The organism is Tropicibacter alexandrii, assembly GCF_003667315.2.
Taxonomy (GTDB): Bacteria; Pseudomonadota; Alphaproteobacteria; order Rhodobacterales; family Rhodobacteraceae; genus Tropicibacter; species Tropicibacter alexandrii.
Genome location: NZ_RCTZ02000064.1, coordinates 1 through 536, shown reverse-complemented (window position 1 = coordinate 536; position 536 = coordinate 1). Strand labels below are relative to the sequence as shown.

Sequence of the window (536 nt, the reverse complement as noted above, 5' to 3'; positions counted from 1 at the left end):
TGGACCTGTCTCGTTTTCGTGCCGCCCCAGGTGCTCGTTTAGGCCACTTTTCTCTCGAAAGCGACGGGGCTTTTCCAGCCCAATGCTGAGTGCCGTCGGCGCGGATTATAGAAACCATTGATGTACTGGAAGATTGCCAACTCGGCGTCTCTGCGCGTCAGCCATGACCTTCGCCAGATCAGCTCGGCCTTGATCGTTTTAAAGAACGTCTCAACGGCGGAGTTATCATAGCAATTGCCCTTACCGCTCATCGATACCTTGAACCCACGCTGGCGCAGAAGTTTCTGGTAGTCGTGTGAGCAGTATTGCGACCCTCGATCGGTATGATGAATGCATCCCTTGGGCGGCTGACGAAGCGCCACAGCCATCTTCAATGCTCGGATTGCCAGGTCGCGCTTCATCCTGTTACTCACCGCCCAGCCAATGACACGCCGGGAATGCAGATCAAGGATCACGGCAAGGTAGAGCCATCCTTCTCGCGTCCAGACATAGCTGATGTCACCGGCCCACTTCTGGTTCGGCTGATCTGCGCGGAA

Annotated in this window: 1 protein-coding gene; it reads right to left on the bottom strand. The window is 55.8% G+C overall.

All coding sequences use genetic code 11. The features are described from left to right. Positions 1–38: 38 nt before the first annotated feature. The coding region (locus D8Z78_RS24370) for an IS3 family transposase (RefSeq protein ID WP_121634764.1) at positions 39–536 on the bottom strand (498 nt) is incomplete at its 5' end.